This window comes from Streptomyces sp. NPDC048353, assembly GCF_055587165.1.
Genome location: NZ_JBVJGU010000013.1, coordinates 49,004 through 64,780, shown reverse-complemented (window position 1 = coordinate 64,780; position 15,777 = coordinate 49,004). Strand labels below are relative to the sequence as shown.

Here is a 15,777-nt window from a genome sequence, read left to right as displayed (position 1 = left end):
TCTGCTCGGTCCCGACCGTGTGGGCTCGAACGGCATGGAGGACTGGTGGGGGAAGGCGGCGTTCTGGAGGCGTTGTCCGAGTCAGAGAGCCGCCAGGTGCTGGAACAGGTGATCATTCCGGCGGCCACGACGGGAGCCGTGCGCCAGTCCCGTCCGGTCGCTGTAGTTGTCGCCGGGCAGCCGGGCGCAGGGAAGACCGCTATCGCCGATCTCGTTCAGGCGGCTCTGGACCGCCGGGGCGGCGCCGTACGGATCTGCCGCGACCTCTACAAGGCGGCGCACCGCCGGTACACAGAGCTGCTGACCGCCGATGTCCGCACCGCCGGCGTCCAGGTGCGCCCGGACACGAGCCGCTGGCAGGCCGCAGTCGAAGAGCACGTCCGGGCAAACGGGTTCGATGCGGTGGTCGAATCCGCCCTCGCCGACGCGGAAGAGTTCCGGACATCCTCAGCCGCCTACCGGCGGGCAGGCCACCGGATCGAGGTAGTGGCGGTGGCAACGGCGGAGGCCCTGAGCCAGCTGGGCATCTTGGACCGCTTTCTCTCCGATCCGCGGTACGTGTCGTGGGAGAACCACGACGCCTGCGCGAAGGGCATGCTGCGGACCCTCGCGGTCATCGAGGCCGAGCACCTGGCCGACCGGATCACCGTGGTCCGCCGCGACGGCACCGTGCTGTACGACAACGAGCTGCTCGACGGCACGTGGCGGCGCCGGACCGCTGCGGACAGGGCCGTGGTGTACGAGCAGCGCCGGCCCTGGAGCGCGAAGGAGACGGCCGTCTTCCACCACGCGCTCACGCGGGCTGAAGTGCGGGTGCACCGTGATCTGCCCGAGGACGAGCGCCTGGCCGTGCATCGGGACGTCCGGCGGGCGGCCGCGCTTGCCGAGCCCGTACGGCGCATTGCCCAGCCCCGACGGCGAGCGCCCGGCGTCGACTACCACCGCCTCTCCGCCGACGAACACCGCTGGGTCTTCGACGAGCTGATCGCCCCGTCGTACCTGAGCGGCATCATCACCCGGGACGATCCGCGCGCCGTCTACGTCCTGGGGCAGCCAGGAGCGGGCAAGCTCCTGGCCGCGCGGATGGTCCGGCGCGTGATGCAGCCCGGCACCACCCATCTGATCGGCGACGACTTCAAGGCCCAGCACCCGGACTATCTGCGGCTGCTGCGCGAGGACCCCCGCCGTGCCGGAGCGGCGATCCGGGCGGACTACCGGGCCTGGTTCGCCCAGGCCGAGCAGTACGTGCGCGACCGGCGTGGTGACGTCCTGATCGAGGGCGCGCCCGGCAGCGTCGAAGAGCTGTTCGATAGCGCCCTGCCGTACGCGGCCAGCGGCTACCCGGTCGAGCTCGTGGTCCTTGCCGTCCGCGAGGCCGACAGCCGTCAGGCCACCGCGCTGCGCTACGCCCGTTCCCTCCAGATCGGCCTCACCCCCAGGTTCACCACGCGGTCGGGGCACCGGACCTGCTTCCATGCGCTCACCGATGTCGTCACCGCCGCCGAACGCCATCCGGCGATCGCCGCGATCACGGTGATCCGGCGGGACGGCCGTGCCCTGCTGCGTCACGAGGCCGGCGGCGCCGGAAGCGCGTCATGGGCCCTGGCGGCGGAACGGGCACGCCCATACACCGAGCAGGAGGCCGCCGCGTTCTTCCGACTCCACCACGGTCTGTGGCGAGCGCTCCCGCGGCACCGCGACGAACTGGAGGAGATGGTCGCGCTCGCCCGGCCGTTGATGCCGCCCGGGATGCAGCCGGCCCGGATCGACCGGCCGCACCCCTCCCTGTGGCCCCTGCCCGTCCCGCTCCGGGCGGAGGTCTACGACTCGGTGAGCTCCTTCAGCCGGGCCGCGTAGACCTCGGCGATCCGGGCCGCTTCCTCCAAGTCGGCGGTCGCAAGTTGCTGCTGGTCGGCGAGCGCGGCCTGACGGCCGGCCCGCAGTTCCTCAACCCGCTCCTCATCGGGCACTGGGGAACGCTGCTCGGTGAGGAGCTGGTCGTTGTACCAGCTCACCACCGCCCGCACGGCGTCTGCAGCCTGCGCCTCGATGCCGCCTTCCAGGCCGGAGAAGTCAGAGCTGGGAGTGTCGGACATGGCCCACCACCTTCGTGTTGATCTTGATCCGAAACGGCCATTGTCTCCCTGGCCGGAACCAGTGGCCCAGCGCCGCGACGCGCCACGAGCAGGGAGCGAAGTGTCTTCGCACCCCGGCGGCGGCGGGAGATGCTTCTCCAAGGGGCCGGACGCGGGCATAGGTTGGCCTCAGGTGATCATCGTTTCCGGGGGTGGGACGTGGCAGGTCGGGATCTGCGGGCGCTGTTCAGCACGAACGACCGGGGTCTGGAGGCCGTGGAGGCGTTCACGAACCGGCAGTTGCAGTGGGAGCTGGTCGCGGCCGCGCTGGCCGATCACCTGCGGCAGACCTGCGAGCCGGGATTCGATGTCGAGGACCTGGAGCGCCCGCGTCACCACGTGATGGTGTTCCACGGAGTCGGCGGGATCGGCAAGACCACTTTCTCCCGCAAGCTGGAGGCCGCGCTCGCCGGGGCCGACCAGCGGCCCGCCCAGTGGGGCGAGCCCACCTGGTCCGGACAGCGGATCCTGCCCGTGCGCATCGACATGTCCCGTTCCGCCGGCACCTCGTTCGAGGACGTTATCCTCACGATCCGCGCCGCGCTCGCCGAACTGGGCCGCCCGCTGCCCGCCTTCGACATCGCCCTGCGCCGCTACTGGGAGACCCAGCACCCTGGTGAACCGTTGGAGGAGTACCTGAGCCGTGGCGGCCTCGCGGGCCGGTTCGGCAAGGCCATGCCCCAGCAGATGCAGTCCGCCCTCGCCGACGCTGCCCAGGCGCTCCTTCTGCCCGGCACCGTCGGCACGGCGGCCGGGGCGCTGGTCGGCTCCCTCACGAAGGCGCTGCGCGAGCGGCGCCAGACCGTACGGGCGCTCGCCGGGTGTATGCGGCTGGCGGACCTGCTGGAGGCCGAACCCGACCTGGACGCGCTGTCCTTCTACCCGCACCTGCTGGCGTGGGAGCTCGCGCAGCTGCCGGCGGACAAGCGGGTCATGCCGGTGATCCTGCTGGACACCTTCGAGGACGTCGGCGACCGCACGCACCGCGACCTGGAGCGCCTCATCCAGCGGGTGGTGTGGCTGATGCCGAACTGCTTCTTCGTCATCACCGGCCGCTCCCGCCTGCAGTGGGCCGATCCGGCCCTCCAAGGACAGCTCGACTACACCGGACCGGTCGCCTGGCCGGGCCTGGCTCTGCCCGCAGCCGTCCCGGCCGCCCGCGCCGCCCGGCCGCCCCACGGCCGCGGGCGGCAGGTCCTCGTCGGCGACTTTTCCCCCGAGGACTGCGACGACCACCTCGCCCGCCGTCTCACCCGCGACGGCGAACCGCTCATCAGCGAGGAGATCCGCCAGGTCATCACCGGCCGCTCCCACGGACTGCCGCTCTACCTCGATCTATCAGTGATGCGGTTCCTGGAGATCCGCCGCACCGGCCGCACGCCGCAGCCCGCCGACTTCGACCACGACTTCCCCGCGCTGATCGCCCGCACCCTGTCCGACCTCACCCCGGACGAGCGGCACGTCCTGCGCTCCGTGGCCCTGCTGGACGCCTTCGACCTGCACCTGGCCACCGCGGCCGCCGGCCTGCCGCACGAAGCACCGGCCCTGCGGCTGATCGAACGCCCCTTCGTCCGAGAGAACGTCTTCGGCCTGTGGCCCTACCACCTGCACGGACTGATCCGCTCCACCGTCCGCGGCGCCGACGACCAGGCCGACGACCGCTGGTCGACACGCGACTGGGAACAGGCAGCCCGGCGCGCGCTGGCTGCCCTCGGCGAGCAGTTCAGCGCGCGGACCGGCCACCACCGGATGCTGCTGGTCGGCTGCCTGCGCCAGGGCCTCGCCCTGGCCCGCGACTTCCGTCTCGACCTGGGCTGGCTGGCCGACGCCGCCTGGGCGTACGTCAGCGACTCGGTGTGGGAACCGCTCGCCCCACCTTCCCGGACCGACGCCGACGGCGGCATGGCGACAGCGGCCGACGCCCTCGTCGAGCTCCTGGCCGCGCTCGCCCGCCGCCAGCACGAGCACCGCTCGATCACCGCCTCCCGCCTCTCCGGCGTCGTACGCACAGGGCTGCTGCCCGCCGACCTGCACGAGATGGCCGTCTACTACCTCGCCAAGGCTCAGCGGGACCTCGGTGACTCCGCCGGCTCCCGCCGCGGGATGCAGCTCGTCGCCGACGGCGGTGGCCGTCTCGCCCCCGCCGCCCGCCGGGGCCTGGCTCACCTCGCGCGTCTCGCCGGCGACTTCCGCACCGCCCACGATGTCGCGCAGAGGCTCGGCTGGGAAGGCCGCCAGCACCGCGTCGAGGGCGACGTCTACTGGCCCCACGGAGACACGGACCGCGCGGCCGCCGCCTACGCCACCGCCCGGGACCAGGCCGAGCAGCACGGCATCGCCGGCGAACGCGCCACCAGCCAGGCCCAGCGCGCCTTCGTCCTCGCCTTCACCGACCCTGACGCCGCCGACGACGAACTCCACCTCGCCGACCAGCTGCTGACCGGACTCGACCTCCGGGCCACCACCCTCACCACGAAGATCGCCGCCCTCGTCCGCGACGCCGGGAACATCGGCAGCCTCGAGCCCGTACGCCTGCTGCGCGCCGACATCAGCGACGCCGGCCTGACAGCCGCAGAAGCCACGCTGGAACTGGCCGTGTGCTTCCATCACGCCGTCCAGAACGACCACACCAAACTCAGCGCGGCGATCGCCCGGCTACGCAACCTCACCCGGGGCGGCGACTATGCCTACTACGTCCACATCGCCCAGTTCATGGCCGGCATGCCCCTCGATCAGGCTTCCGGAACCCGGTGGCTCGACAACGAGCAGCACACCCGCAGCCGCTGGCGTGACCTGGTCACCGTCCGGCAGACGTACCTGTCCGTCCGGCGCTGAACCAACGACGTGGGGAGTATCCACCCGACATATCGGCGGATCGCCAGGCACTCAGACAGGCAGACCGAACGCGGCGCTGACCAGCGAAGCGGTGGCCAGAACACCACAAACGAACCTGACCATCGTCGGCGTCAGGAGCCGATTGATCCCCACCGTGTTCGACATGAAGCCGTAGATTCGCAAGGCCGCATCACGATAGTTGAACGCCACCACCAACATGACGGCACCGAAAACCAAACCCCACCCGAGTTCTGCCCACGTAGTCATCGATCCCCCACAGAGATACCCGATGCCCAGTATCGATCCTGGCCCAAACCTATAGGGGCCGCCCCCACGACGTTGGTGGGCGTGGTCAGGTGGGGTTCAGCGGGCGATGCCGGTGCCCGCATCCAGCTCGGGGTCCAGTGACAGGACCGCGAGCGGCCCCCCGCCTTCACCCTTACCCGCACCGCCGCGTCCTGCCGCTCGGCAGCAACGATGGACAGCGACGTGATGAGAACGCGACCGGTGCCACACATGGCTTTGACGCACCCCAGACCTCGCCGCAATCGACACGACGGAAACGGCGGATGGCGCCCAGAAGTGAGCCGCGCAAATCCGACTGTCGACGCATGCTGCCCCCATAGACGGCGGGCCAGATCGCTAGTCGACAATCAACAGCAAAATAGACAGCGCTACAAGTAGTATACCCACGGCAAGGAAAGCAACACCGAACCTTCTAATGTACGCCTCAGAGGGGTATCCTGGCGTCGCATTGCCCTCCATTGCGGATACTTTAGCCTTCATGAACTCCGAAATTTTAGGAGCCCTCACAAGGAAGGAGCATCCAAAAGTCATGAAGCCAGCTCCGCAGGCCGCCATGAACAGCTTAGCGGCATCCGGCGTCTCCCTAACAGTAAGTGAAAGAAACTCCATTGGACGCCTTTCGGGAAGCGAAAAAGGTCACAGCTAATGATGAATTTAGCCGCCTTATCGCATGATGTCAATGCATGCGGGACGTTCTTGTGCCCCACTTCTGATCCTGGTTGGACTTCCCACGTAGCGTAAGGCAGTCATCTCGAGCGCATGGTTACACCTTGGTCAGGAGGTGAGCCTCGACAGCGCTATGTAAGCCAGATGGGCGCCTGGAATCCGACATCTCTTCCATCGCAGCACGCCCAGACCCTGCATGCTTATGGCGCTAGGAAATGCGCGAAAGTGTCACTGCGCCAGCCTGGCGAGCCTGTTCTTCCAGCATCTCTACATCGTTTATAGACAGGTCCAGCCAGGCGATTCGTTCGTTCTCGATAAATGAGAACACCTGCCGCATTCCGATGTATGCCTCGCAGTCAATTGTGCGATGCGCGAGAAATGCAAACTGCTCAATGCCGTTGCTCGTGGAGAGATCCATGGAAACACCCATGTATGGATCCTGGCTGCGGCGTCGCCCATCTTTGCCATGACGCTCCTGGGCGGCGCGGCGCATGGCTTCGAAAAGAAGCTTCGCCTTTGTGTTTGTGATCTCGCTGTCGGTGTACAGGTCGATAGTGACTGAGGCGCCAATCTTGGCCAGGTGCTCCCCTAGAACGGCCAAAAAGACTTCCATGTCTCCGTCATTGGCGGCCGTGATTTGCATATGCGTCCTAACTTGTGCATCTCTGGAGAGGCGGCCGGGCTTGACTGGCCCGGCCGCCCCTATGTTACGGGCGTCCTACCTTCGCCATCGCCAGGCCTTACGGACCCCTGTTTTCCCGAGGTTCCACAATCCGCGCCGGACGCTGTAGTGCTTCTTGCTGCCTGCCATGTTGTAGTGCCGGAAATTCTTTTTGTCCCACTCAATGCGGTTCTGATGGTTTCCCCTCGCCCGACAAGCTCTTCCGCGTCGAACTCATCCAGCTGGTCCGGCCCTTGGGCCTCGACACCCGGGCGCCCCAGTAGATACGGGAAAACCGCTACCCAGGCACCTGTATGACTGGCTACGCTCACCCCCTCTGACCAGCACAGATGTGGGGAACGCATGACGCAGCAGTTCACCGACCACCAGGGCCGGGCCGTGGTGCTCGAGGAGATCACGGAGGGCAACTGGCGCGATGTCGCCGACGTGGCGCCCGCCGACGAGCAGCGCCGGTACGTGGCCGCGCTCGCGGCGCGCTACCTCCTGCTCTCCCAGCGCGGCGAAGTGTGGACGTCCTTCGGCGTCCGCGCCGGTGACGACATCGTGGGCCACGTCATGTGGGCGTACGACGACGAGGACGGCACCCACTGGATAGGCGGCATGGTGGTGAGCGCGGCCGAACAGGGCAAGGGGGTGGGCCGCGCCACCATGGGCGCCGTGATCGAGCGCCTGTCGGCGCTGCCGGAGTGCCGGCAGATCCGTCTCTCCTGCCACCCGGACAACACCTCCGCCGGCAGCCTCTACACCTCGTTCGGCTTCCAGTCGACCGGGGACCTCGAGGACGAGGAGATCGTGATGGCGCTTCCGGTCAGCTAGGACTTGTCCGCCCATCATGTGACAATTACCGGTTTTTGGTCGTTGGTTTCGGGCATGGGGCGGGAAGAACGCGGTGATCTGACGGATGCGGCTTGGGAGCGGTTGCGGCCCTTCCTGCCGGTGAGTAATAGGCGTTGTGGCCGGTGGCGTGATCACCGGCAGGTGATCGACGGGATTCTGCACCGGGTGCGGACGGGTGTGCAGTGGCGCGATCTACCCGAGCGGTTCGGGCCGTGGAAGACGGTCTACGAGCGACATCGGCTCTGGTCGGCCGACGGGACGTGGGAACGCCTGCTCCAGCAGGTGCAGGCCGAAACGGACGCGGCCGGCGACATCGACTGGGACGTCTCGGTGGACTCCACGATCGTGCGGGCCCATCAGCATGCGGCCGGTGCTCGCACCGATCCGCCGCCGGCTCTGGCCGGCTGGCCCCGGGGAACACCAGGACGAGACGCCGTGGCAGAGCCTCGTCGCCCGCCTGGTGGAGGTGGTGGTGGCGGCGAGGTCTCCTGAGGCCGAGTCGACGTTACGGCTGATGGTGCCGTCGCTGGTGTCTTCGGTGATCCAGCGGGGGTTGTCGCTGTCGCTGTCGTAGTGGTTGACCTTGGCCGCGGTCTGCGCCCAAGTGCCGCCGGTGCTCGCCGGACACCGGCTCGTCGGATTCACCATGGCATCCGCGCACGCTCCCGGCGGGCGAGAGTACCGGGCCGTCGTCTACACCGACCGCGAGGGGCTGCCGTACGGGGCGGTTGTGGCATCTGGACTGCCGACCGATCCGCTGAGGGCCGAGTACGACGCACTGCGGGAGTTTCACAAGCCGGGCGATCCCGACTACCCGGCGGGGCCCTACATCCCGCCCACAGAGACGAAGGCACTGCGGTGTGATGAGCGGGCGTGACGGCGAGACTCGTCCATTCACGCCGGCTCGGTGGACCTGTTGTGTTCGCGCAAGGCGCGCATCTGCGCTTCAACGATCTGCTGCTGCTCGGCGGTGAGTTCGCGGAACAACCCCAGGATCCGCTCTTCAGCGGCAGGACTCGCCGGGCCCGGGGCGCGCCGTCCGGCTGCTGCGAAGACGTCTCTTTGAGGAAGTCCGAGCACGTCAGCTAGCTTGGCCAGCGTCTCCCGGTTAGGACCTCGGCCGGTACCGCGCTTTCGACTGACCCAGGCATTCACGGCTGCGGGCGAGATTCCGATCCGGCGCGCAATCGCGCTCTGGGTCAGGTCGGGATCGCGCTGCAATGCATCCTGGACAAGATCCGACAGGTCCTTCATATCCCCTCCTGATGCGGCTGGTAAGCCGCTGTGTATCTGCCCGACTCTCCACTCATGCTGTGCCGGACTGTCGAGAGCATGCCGCAAAGCTGCGCCCCCGCGGCGGCCGAGCTCAGGTCAGGTGCCTGGCATTCGGTCGGCTAAGACTTCCGGCTGGTGACCACCGACGAACCACCATGCCCCGGGTTGCATCGCCTGACCTCCGCGTGACACGGCTGCGCACACCCACGGTCAGCGCCCACCACTTGCGGCCGGCTATGTGGGAGATCCCCGCGGGGACCTCCCACGTAGCCGGCGGGCATGGTCAGGTGGGGTTCAGCGGGGTGATGCCGGTGCCCGCATACAGCTCGGGGTCCAGTGACAGGACCGTGAGCGGCTCCCCCGCCTTCACTGCCTGCCAGGCGATGGCAGCCGCGTGGGCCACTGGCCATTCCGTATTCCTCCAGTCCATCGCATCTACCGCGTGCGCGGCGGTGAACGGGACGTTCTCCGCGAACCGCAGCGATGCCGCGTGCTTGCCCGCGCCGGCGTCCTGCCGCTCGGCAGCAATGATGGAGAGCGACGGGATGAGGACGCGGCCGGTGCCACGCGAGGCTTCGACGTAGAGGCCGGTGAAGAAGGGGTCTGCCCGATACAAGGCGGTCAGAGCGGTGTGGTCCAGGACGGCCGTCAGGTTCATGCGGCGGCGTCGCCCTGATGGGCGCGGATCCTGGCCCAGGCGTCCTGGCCGACCTGCTGGACCTGCTCGCTGTACTCGATGCCGAGCTCACGGGCCGCCTCGAGGGCACGCTGCTCTCGCTCGGATTCGGTGAGCTCGCGTGAAGCGAGCTCTTCCAGCAACTCAGTGATAGTGGTGCCGCGCTCGTTGGCGAGTCTGCGCAGCCGGTCGCGCACTTCCTCGCTGGTCTTGATGCTCGTCGGCTTACTCATATCTCCGATTCTACCGTCGGTAGAACTCAGGAGGGATGTGCTGTCGGGGCAGAGCCAGAGGAGGGTGGTGCTTCAGACGGCGCCTCATCCGAGTCGGCCACTTGAGCTGCGCATCGGTTTCCCTCCCTGGTACGGGGCGAGACAACCATGCCCCCTGTTCGAGTGACGGTACCGCGTGGCGGAGCGGGTACACGATGCAAGTTATTCGAACAGGCGTAGTATTTCAGCCGTGGCCGATACTCCCTTCCCGCAAGACTTGATCGACGTCCAGCTCCGTCTCCACCAGGCCCGGGCCGAATACGAGGCACACTGCCGGACCCTGCCGTGGTCGGTTGAGCCGCTGGACGGATGGCCCGGCACCGTCCACCCCCACACCGGTGAGGTGACCGGTGGCCGCGCGCCGAGCCCCGGCTACACCGACGAGCAGAAAGCGGAGGACGCCCGGCTCCAGGCCCTCGTCCGGGGCCTGTCGATCGAGGTCTCCACCCACCCGTACTGGGAGACCCTCCCCAAGGACCAGACTGTCGTGGCAGCGCGTACGGCGCTCAAGCACCACCCTGCCACCGTCCCCCCGCCCGCGGTGGGCGTCGCCGCGTAGGGGTGTCGTCGTGACGCCGATGATGTCGACCGCGGAGCGCCTGGAGAAACAGCGCACGCTCAGGGCCTGGCTGCGGTGGCAGCTCGACCAGACCGATCACGCGATACGCCAGCTGGAAGCCCAGGAGGCGGAGGAGAAGCGGCGCCGGGACGTCGCCCGCAGGGAGATGTCCTGGAAACTCCAGCCGTCCCAGGCGGTGGAGGGTAATCCGGTGCTGCACCGGGGCGCGTGCGAGATCGACCAGCGGCAGCACGGGCTCCTGTCCCGCGAGGAGGTCGTCGCCGCGTTCCAGGAGTTCCCGGAGCTGGAGCTGTGCGACGTCTGCAAACCCTGGGGGAGCCTAGGCATCGACCGTCCGGCCCCGCGCCGCCTGCTGGGCGACGGCGCCCCCTGACTCGCCCGCGCGCGTCGCCTCCCGGCCCGGATCGCCTACTCGGCGGGGAGTCGGCGGGCCAGGTCGCAGGCGAGCTGCCCGGCGGCCGCGCCCCGGGGTGTGAGGTCGAGTGTCTCCAGCAGGCTCATGTATCCGACCGCCTCCCGCGCCTCCGAGGCGGTCAGCAGGGGCAGGCGGGGCTCGTCGGGGTAGTCACCGGTCACCGGCTCGTCAGTCTCCATGCCGGATCAACCCCGGGCGGCGGCGTCAGGACACGCCCGTGGGTCAGGAGGCGCGCTTCCGGGCGGTCTTCTTCGCCGGCGTCTTCTTGGCGTCCGTGGTCTTCTTCGCTGACGTCTTCTTGGCCGCGGTCTTCTTCTTCGGCTTCGGCATCTCGTGCACCGTCGCGTCACCGCCAACAGCGGTCTCGCCACGGGACTCCTTCGCCTTCGCCACGGACTCCTGGAGCGCGGCCATCAGGTCGACCACCTTCCCGGCCGGCGCCTCCTCGCCGCCGACCGGCTGCGGCGTACGGTGCTCGGCCTTCGCGTCGATGACCTCGACCAGGGCCTCGCGGTAGCGGTCGACCAGCTCCAGGTCCTCCAGGTGCTCGCTGCTCATCGTCTCCATCAGCGCGAGCGCGCCCTCGATCTCCTGCTCGGTCAGGTCGACGTCGTCGGGGGCGAGGGGCTCGGAGGAGCGGATCTCGTCCGGCCAGTGCATGGCGTTGAGCAGCAGCGCGTCGCCCCTGATCCGCAGCATCCCCAGCCGCTCGCGACCGCGCAGGGCGAACTTCGCGAGCGCCACCTTGTCCGTACGCTCCAACGCTTTCCGCAGCAGGACGTACGGCTTGGCCGCGACCTGCCCGTCCGCGGTCAGGTAGTAGTTGCCCTCGCCGAGCTGGATCGGGTCGATGCTGTCCCGGTCGACGAACGCCACGATGTCGATCGCCTTCGCCGTCGGCAGCGGCATCTGCGCCAGCTCGTCGTCGGTGATCGGGATGACGTGGTCCTTGCTGACCTCGTACCCCTTGCCGATCTCGTTCTGCGAGAGTTCCTTGCCGTCGATGTCGCACACCTTGCGGTAGCGGATCCGGCCCCCGTCTTCGAGGTGGACCTGGTTGAAGCTGATGCCGTGCGACTCGGTCGCAGGCTCCAGCTTCACGGGGATCGTGACCAGGCCGAAACTGACGGCCCCGCTCCAGATGGGACGACCCGGCATCAGTACCTCCAGGAGCCCCCCTGGCGACAGGCCACCAGGCTATGCAGGCGCGGGCCCGTCCGCACCCCGTCCTCCCCAGGTGCTAGCCGGCGTCAGCGACAGGGCTCCGCACGCGCTCCCTCGGCAGCGGCCTGGCGCTCGCGGCGCTTGGCCCTCGTCCCGTTCCCGGTCCGCTCCCGGGCCATCGGGTCAGGCTCGGGACCGGGGTCCTGCGCGGGGATCTTCGTCACCTGCAGGCCGGCCGCGCGCCCCCGCGTGTGCTGTCCGGTGTCACACGTGAGCAGCCGTACGTTCCGGGCGGCCAGAGCCTGAATGGCGACGGCCCGGTCGATGATCTCGTCATCGGCGATCGGGAGACGGACATGGCCGGGCGGGTCCAGGACCAGCTCTACGCTCACCTCGCCCCGGACTTCCTGAGTCTCGTCCGAGAAGCCACCCCTGCGCCAGATCCCGAAGGTGGACCCGCGAAGGAGTTCATCCAGGAGACCTAGGGTGTGGGACGCGCGCCAGCGCCCCTGCTGCTTTCCGGACTCCTTCAGGGCGTCAAGCTCGTCGACGACCGTGATCGGGAACAGGAGACGGATGTTCGTGTGGGGCCGCAGGTCCAGCACCCGGTGGAGGTCAACGCTGCGGAGCTTTTCCGGATTGTGGCAGTAGAAGCTGGAGTCGGCGACGACGAACTCCTCCAGCGAGTTCCACCGACCTATCTGCGCGTCCAGCGCCTTCACGGCGTCGTCGAGATCACGGGACCGTTCGGCCAGTTCGAGATTCACCAGCCCGTTGACCAGGCGTTCCTGGGAGGTCCCGGCGAGGGTGCCGCAGCTTCCGAGGAGAGCCTGGTAGCGGGGGGTGAGGACGAGACGGTCGATGTCGGAGTCGCTGATCTGGTAGCGCAGCATGCCGGCTGCTTCCGTGGCCCACTCCAGGTAGCGCAGAAGCCGCGAGAAGGCGTTTCCGGAGGACGGCCCTCGTAGGTTGTCGGCGGAGAGGTGAGCTTCCCGGAGGGCGTTGCGGATGTTCTTCCGGTCGGCTCCCGGACGAGGGGTGATGAGCATGCGCGGCTCCTGTCGGTGGGGTGGGAGAGGGCGGCTATGCGTGAGCGTCCGTTCCGTGCCCGGGGCAGGTGTGCTCCTCATGGGCGGGTGCTACTCGCCGGGCTTGACCGTCAGGATCTCCACGGCGGTGGCGCCGGCGTCTTCGAGTTCCCTCCTACGGCGCTCGGCGCTCGGCAGGTCGTAGCTGACAGCCGAGGTGCGGGCCTCACCGTGCAGGGTCCATGTGATCCGGTAGTTCACCATCGCTGCTCTCCGCTCTGCCACGGGGTGTGCCCGGCGGTCGGCATCGGCTTCGAGGTGATGGGCGCCCGCCGGGCTGGTACAGACTCGCATGCGGCACTGACAGCGCCGCCCCGAGTCAGGGCGGCCAGGTGCCAGGGGCACCCGGCCGGGAGCCGGAAAGACAGACGCGTCGCCGGGGTTGCCTTTGAGGCCGAGTGCCCGGGTTGCCCGGCCCCGGCAACCCGGCCGCCGCGGCCCGTGGACGGCTTCGCCTCGTTGGTGCCTGGACGTGGCCGTCTACGGCCGGCAACTCACGGAGGAGGGCGATCTGGGCGCGCGTGGCGGCCCGGACGCCAGCCCAGCGGTACGGGAAGGTCGGTCTTTCACCCGCCACGCGGAGGCCGACGTAGCCGCTTTCTCCCCGGCCGGGGCAGGCGACCACCGGGATCAGAAGGCCGGCCTGCCTACGGGAAGGGAGCCGGGCAGTGCGGACGTCGGCACCGAAACGAACGCCGGTGGCGATCCGTCGTGTTGACTACGTTTCCCGCATTTCGGCGCGACTCTCCGTGACGCTCGTTAGGCTGAACGACTTCAGGTGATCTACCTCTCCTCCCGCCCCCAGGACACTTCCCGCAGGCAGGAGAGCTGGGCTGTGCTGGCGAAGGGGCTGGCGATGGGCGTTGACAACCGGCAGATCCAGACGGCCGTTCTGGCTGATCCCGAGTCCGACGATCCCGTGGTCTGCCCGACAGATGCCGACGAACTCGACGAGTTCCGCGATGAGTTCGCCGGGACGACGTTCTGGTGCGGGATCCTGCTGGGCGGGTGCGGCGGCCAGCTTCTGACGAGACGGGGCAACGTCCGCGTCAGCCACTTCGCTCACTTCCCCGACCCCGACGGGCTGCTGCCCGAATGCGGCCGTCGTTCCCGGGGCGTCGCAAGCGCGGATCACCTGTACGTGCGGGCGGCCACTCAGACGTGGCTGCGCCGCCAGGGTCACACCCCGCGCTACCGATACATCGACCACGACGACGTCCCGGTCGGGTCCCTCGTGGAGATCGAGCTGGACGGGCGCACGCTGCTACTGCACATGGACCCCGCGACGCCGCCCGACTGGGACGCGGCGCAGGCCGGCGACATCATCCTCGGCCCCGGCGTCCAGGTCGACTACCGCACCCTGGTACGCCGGGGTTACGTCAACCGCGTCAAGTTCGTCAGCGAGGGCAATCAGCGGGTCATGATGCTCGGTACCGAGCTTCCGCATGTGGGTACCGACTGGGACTTTGAGCTGGCGGACTGCACCGTCGACGAGCACGGCCGGCTCATCACTCCCGTCGTCACCCGCCTCGAGGCGGCGCGTGCCGCCGCAGAACGGGCCCCGGTGCCCCGGCCGCGCAGTGAGAAGCCGGAAGCGCCGGTGCAGATCGGCACACTGACCCGGCTCATCAACAACGCCGTACGGGAGAAGGAGACCACCACCGTCCGTGAGCTGCGGGACACGGCACAGCTCCAGGTGCCTCGCTGCGAAGGGCAGGCGCTCGAGCACCTGCAACGCGCGATCGACCATGCGAACGACTTGCTCGACGAGCAGGACCGGGCCCGCCGGCGGCTCTTCGCCGGACTCGACGAAGCGACCCGGCACGGTCACGTCTACAAGGTCACGACGCTGACCCCGCAGGTCAGAAGGTTCATCCAGGGCGACACGGTGACCACGCCGCAGGAAGCGGGCATCCTCCAGGCGGCCGACACACTCCTTCGAGAAGCACGTCAGCACGCCGCCCAGAAACGGCGGGCAGCGGACGAACGCCGTGCGGCAGAGGCCCGGGAACGGGAAGAACGACGGGCCCGGGAATGGGGAGAACGCCGTGCGGCAGAGGCCGAAGAGCGTAGGAGGCGTCGCGCGGCCGAGGATCAGGAACAGCAAGCGCAGCCCGTGACACAGGCCCAGGAGCGCAAAGCACGCAACAGGGCGCGGGGACAGGTCCAGAGCATCACCGGCCGTCTACGCCGTGAAAAGCTGTCCGCCCAACAGCAGAAGCAGCTCGTCGAGGAGCTGGTTCTTGCCGCGAAGGAGGCCGGAGACCACCTGTCCGAGGCTGAGCAGCACAAGGTGAACGAGTGGGTGGAGAGGACCGCCGCACCCGTAGAAGAACCGGGCACGGCCGAGAAGACCTCTCCGGCCCCGCAGCCACAGCCGGACACGATCACGGAGCCCGCCAAGCTGCCGGACCGTCTCATTCCCGCCGCGGCGGCTGTCCGCGGAGCCTTGAAGAAGGCGGCACGGGAACGGACCGCGACCAGCTGGAACCGGCTGGAGCACCAGCTCGGCTCCGCGCTCCCCTCCCTCACCAACAACGAACGCGTCCAGGTGCTCGTCCAGGTCGACCGGTCCACGGCCGGCGACGAGCCGCTCCTGTCGTCCCTGCTGGCAGCGGGCGACCCGCACTTCACCTACCAGTACTACCGGCACGTCCTCACCGCACTCGGCCTGGACGCCCCGGACGACGACGAAGACCTGCGGGACGTCGTCGAAGCCGACGCCGAACAGGTCTTCACCGACTGGCGCTTCCGCTGAAACCGGCCGGACGGCAGCAGAGCGCACGGCGGGGTGACTTCGTGGATCGCGCCCCGCTCGGGCCGGGGTGCACCGTACGGTCGCTCCT

18 protein-coding genes and 1 pseudogene are annotated in these 15,777 nt (G+C 68.7%); 8 read left to right on the top strand and 11 right to left on the bottom strand.

The annotated features are described in order from the left end of the window. Positions 1-72: 72 nt before the first annotated feature. Positions 73-1,857 (top strand): zeta toxin family protein, encoded by a 1,785-nt coding sequence (locus ACZ6RC_RS32170; protein WP_469590016.1) that lies wholly within the window; start codon positions 73-75, stop codon positions 1,855-1,857. Here the strand turns inward: ACZ6RC_RS32170 and ACZ6RC_RS32165 are convergent. Beyond that, a complete protein-coding gene (locus ACZ6RC_RS32165; RefSeq protein ID WP_469590013.1) occupies positions 1,821-2,096 on the bottom strand; it encodes a hypothetical protein in 276 nt (91 codons plus the stop codon). The genes ACZ6RC_RS32170 and ACZ6RC_RS32165 overlap by 37 nt on opposite strands. Positions 2,097-2,294: 198 nt before the next feature. Here ACZ6RC_RS32165 and ACZ6RC_RS32160 point away from each other — a divergent pair, with 198 nt between their 5' ends. Continuing rightward, the gene (locus ACZ6RC_RS32160; RefSeq protein WP_469590010.1) at positions 2,295-4,970 is read left to right on the top strand and encodes an ATP/GTP-binding protein; all 2,676 of its coding nucleotides are present in this window, start codon (positions 2,295-2,297) and stop codon (positions 4,968-4,970) included. Between the two features lie 51 nt (positions 4,971-5,021). Here the strand turns inward: ACZ6RC_RS32160 and ACZ6RC_RS32155 are convergent, their stop codons facing one another. From ACZ6RC_RS32155 to ACZ6RC_RS32145, 3 genes are all read right to left on the bottom strand, one after another. Next, a complete protein-coding gene (locus ACZ6RC_RS32155; protein ID WP_469590007.1) occupies positions 5,022-5,189 on the bottom strand; it encodes a hypothetical protein in 168 nt (55 codons plus the stop codon). A gap of 423 nt (positions 5,190-5,612) precedes the next feature. Then, positions 5,613-5,885, bottom strand: a complete 273-nt coding sequence (locus ACZ6RC_RS32150) for a hypothetical protein (protein WP_469590004.1) — start codon at positions 5,883-5,885, stop codon at positions 5,613-5,615. A gap of 265 nt (positions 5,886-6,150) precedes the next feature. After that, the gene (locus ACZ6RC_RS32145) at positions 6,151-6,585 is read right to left on the bottom strand and encodes a hypothetical protein (RefSeq protein ID WP_469590001.1); all 435 of its coding nucleotides are present in this window, start codon (positions 6,583-6,585) and stop codon (positions 6,151-6,153) included. A 381-nt stretch (positions 6,586-6,966) separates the two neighbouring features. On the opposite strand from ACZ6RC_RS32145, the gene ACZ6RC_RS32140 reads away from it, so the two are divergent. From ACZ6RC_RS32140 to ACZ6RC_RS32130, 3 genes and pseudogenes are all read left to right on the top strand, one after another. Continuing rightward, positions 6,967-7,440 (top strand): GNAT family N-acetyltransferase, encoded by a 474-nt coding sequence (locus ACZ6RC_RS32140; RefSeq protein ID WP_469589997.1) that lies wholly within the window; start codon positions 6,967-6,969, stop codon positions 7,438-7,440. A gap of 54 nt (positions 7,441-7,494) precedes the next feature. Beyond that, positions 7,495-7,851, top strand: a pseudogene (locus tag ACZ6RC_RS32135) (IS5 family transposase); the annotation flags it as partial. Beyond that, on the top strand, positions 7,832-8,035 hold the full coding sequence (locus ACZ6RC_RS32130) for a hypothetical protein (protein ID WP_469590118.1): 204 nt from the start codon (positions 7,832-7,834) through the stop codon (positions 8,033-8,035). The pseudogene ACZ6RC_RS32135 and the gene ACZ6RC_RS32130, both read left to right, overlap by 20 nt. A 320-nt stretch (positions 8,036-8,355) precedes the next feature. Here ACZ6RC_RS32130 and ACZ6RC_RS32125 read toward each other — a convergent pair whose 3' ends face one another. The 3 genes from ACZ6RC_RS32125 to ACZ6RC_RS32115 form a co-directional block, all read right to left on the bottom strand. Then, positions 8,356-8,715 (bottom strand): winged helix-turn-helix transcriptional regulator, encoded by a 360-nt coding sequence (locus tag ACZ6RC_RS32125; protein WP_469589994.1) that lies wholly within the window; start codon positions 8,713-8,715, stop codon positions 8,356-8,358. A 304-nt stretch (positions 8,716-9,019) separates the two neighbouring features. Continuing rightward, on the bottom strand, positions 9,020-9,394 hold the full coding sequence (locus ACZ6RC_RS32120) for a PIN domain-containing protein (protein WP_469589991.1): 375 nt from the start codon (positions 9,392-9,394) through the stop codon (positions 9,020-9,022). Further along, positions 9,391-9,645, bottom strand: a complete 255-nt coding sequence (locus ACZ6RC_RS32115; protein ID WP_469589986.1) for a hypothetical protein — start codon at positions 9,643-9,645, stop codon at positions 9,391-9,393. The genes ACZ6RC_RS32120 and ACZ6RC_RS32115 overlap by 4 nt, the downstream gene beginning before the upstream one ends. A gap of 229 nt (positions 9,646-9,874) precedes the next feature. Between ACZ6RC_RS32115 and ACZ6RC_RS32110 the strand changes: the two genes are divergently transcribed. Together ACZ6RC_RS32110 and ACZ6RC_RS32105 are read left to right on the top strand one after the other, a co-directional pair. Further along, positions 9,875-10,243 (top strand): hypothetical protein, encoded by a 369-nt coding sequence (locus tag ACZ6RC_RS32110; protein ID WP_469589983.1) that lies wholly within the window; start codon positions 9,875-9,877, stop codon positions 10,241-10,243. A gap of 19 nt (positions 10,244-10,262) precedes the next feature. After that, the gene (locus ACZ6RC_RS32105; protein ID WP_469590112.1) at positions 10,263-10,637 is read left to right on the top strand and encodes a DUF6233 domain-containing protein; all 375 of its coding nucleotides are present in this window, start codon (positions 10,263-10,265) and stop codon (positions 10,635-10,637) included. Between the two features lie 35 nt (positions 10,638-10,672). Here the strand turns inward: ACZ6RC_RS32105 and ACZ6RC_RS32100 are convergent, their stop codons facing one another. The 4 genes from ACZ6RC_RS32100 to ACZ6RC_RS32085 form a co-directional block, all read right to left on the bottom strand. Beyond that, entirely contained in the window at positions 10,673-10,858 is a 186-nt protein-coding gene (locus tag ACZ6RC_RS32100) for a hypothetical protein (RefSeq protein WP_469589980.1), read from the bottom strand. A gap of 43 nt (positions 10,859-10,901) precedes the next feature. Then, a complete protein-coding gene (ku, locus tag ACZ6RC_RS32095; RefSeq protein WP_469589977.1) occupies positions 10,902-11,837 on the bottom strand; it encodes a non-homologous end joining protein Ku in 936 nt (311 codons plus the stop codon). Positions 11,838-11,929: 92 nt separating this feature from the next. Then, complete coding sequence (locus tag ACZ6RC_RS32090) at positions 11,930-12,892, bottom strand: PIN domain-containing protein (RefSeq protein ID WP_469589974.1); 963 nt, start codon at positions 12,890-12,892, stop codon at positions 11,930-11,932. 90 nt (positions 12,893-12,982) lie between these two features. Continuing rightward, the gene (locus ACZ6RC_RS32085; RefSeq protein ID WP_469589971.1) at positions 12,983-13,135 is read right to left on the bottom strand and encodes a hypothetical protein; all 153 of its coding nucleotides are present in this window, start codon (positions 13,133-13,135) and stop codon (positions 12,983-12,985) included. A gap of 652 nt (positions 13,136-13,787) precedes the next feature. Between ACZ6RC_RS32085 and ACZ6RC_RS32080 the strand changes: the two genes are divergently transcribed. Beyond that, positions 13,788-15,689, top strand: coding sequence for a hypothetical protein (locus ACZ6RC_RS32080; RefSeq protein WP_469589968.1), 1,902 nt, complete (start codon positions 13,788-13,790; stop codon positions 15,687-15,689). Positions 15,690-15,777 lie beyond the last annotated feature (88 nt).

Bases quoted from the DNA above. Each gene is read 5' to 3' on its own strand.
- ACZ6RC_RS32145 (WP_469590001.1), bottom strand. From the start codon at position 6,585: ATGCAAATCACGGCCGCCAATGACGGAGACATGGAAGTCTTTTTGGCC.
- ACZ6RC_RS32090 (WP_469589974.1), bottom strand. From the start codon at position 12,892: ATGCTCATCACCCCTCGTCCGGGAGCCGACCGGAAGAACATCCGCAAC.
- ACZ6RC_RS32100 (WP_469589980.1), bottom strand. From the start codon at position 10,858: ATGGAGACTGACGAGCCGGTGACCGGTGACTACCCCGACGAGCCCCGC.
- ACZ6RC_RS32080 (WP_469589968.1), top strand. From the start codon at position 13,788: ATGGGCGTTGACAACCGGCAGATCCAGACGGCCGTTCTGGCTGATCCC.
- ACZ6RC_RS32115 (WP_469589986.1), bottom strand. From the start codon at position 9,645: ATGAGTAAGCCGACGAGCATCAAGACCAGCGAGGAAGTGCGCGACCGG.
- ACZ6RC_RS32085 (WP_469589971.1), bottom strand. From the start codon at position 13,135: ATGGTGAACTACCGGATCACATGGACCCTGCACGGTGAGGCCCGCACC.
- ACZ6RC_RS32125 (WP_469589994.1), bottom strand. From the start codon at position 8,715: ATGAAGGACCTGTCGGATCTTGTCCAGGATGCATTGCAGCGCGATCCC.
- ACZ6RC_RS32140 (WP_469589997.1), top strand. From the start codon at position 6,967: ATGACGCAGCAGTTCACCGACCACCAGGGCCGGGCCGTGGTGCTCGAG.
- ku (WP_469589977.1), bottom strand. From the start codon at position 11,837: ATGCCGGGTCGTCCCATCTGGAGCGGGGCCGTCAGTTTCGGCCTGGTC.
- ACZ6RC_RS32120 (WP_469589991.1), bottom strand. From the start codon at position 9,394: ATGAACCTGACGGCCGTCCTGGACCACACCGCTCTGACCGCCTTGTAT.
- ACZ6RC_RS32155 (WP_469590007.1), bottom strand. From the start codon at position 5,189: ATGTTGGTGGTGGCGTTCAACTATCGTGATGCGGCCTTGCGAATCTAC.
- ACZ6RC_RS32150 (WP_469590004.1), bottom strand. From the start codon at position 5,885: ATGGAGTTTCTTTCACTTACTGTTAGGGAGACGCCGGATGCCGCTAAG.
- ACZ6RC_RS32165 (WP_469590013.1), bottom strand. From the start codon at position 2,096: ATGTCCGACACTCCCAGCTCTGACTTCTCCGGCCTGGAAGGCGGCATC.
- ACZ6RC_RS32105 (WP_469590112.1), top strand. From the start codon at position 10,263: ATGATGTCGACCGCGGAGCGCCTGGAGAAACAGCGCACGCTCAGGGCC.